This window comes from Streptococcus suis, from assembly GCF_002964045.1.
GTDB lineage: Bacteria > Bacillota > Bacilli > Lactobacillales > Streptococcaceae > Streptococcus > Streptococcus suis_U.
This window is the reverse complement of record NZ_POPB01000329.1, coordinates 1-280: the sequence shown is the minus strand read 5'-3', so window position 1 is coordinate 280 and position 280 is coordinate 1. Positions and strand designations below refer to the sequence as shown.

Here is a 280-nt window from a genome sequence, read left to right as displayed (position 1 = left end):
AAATAGTTAAACATGTTACTAATCTCCTTTAATCTTTATGAGTTTAGTATAATGCTTTTCACAATTCTTCAACAGGACAAAAATGTCACTTTATTGATTGTCAACTCTCCAATCTTCTTCAATCTTCTGTTCTAACTCTCTATTTTCTATCAATTTTGCAAATAGCACCGCATCTAGATAATGCTTTTCAGCCTCATCCCGATCCTTATCCACAAAAAGTGCATATTTCCATTTTAATACACTAACAATGGGCTTTTTCTGAAAATCTTGTGTCGACTGT

General features: G+C 32.1%; 1 pseudogene. It reads right to left on the bottom strand.

The features are described 5' to 3' along the window. Window positions 1–90: 90 nt before the first annotated feature. Window positions 91–280: pseudogene (locus C1E99_RS06535) on the bottom strand (transcriptional regulator); the annotation flags it as partial.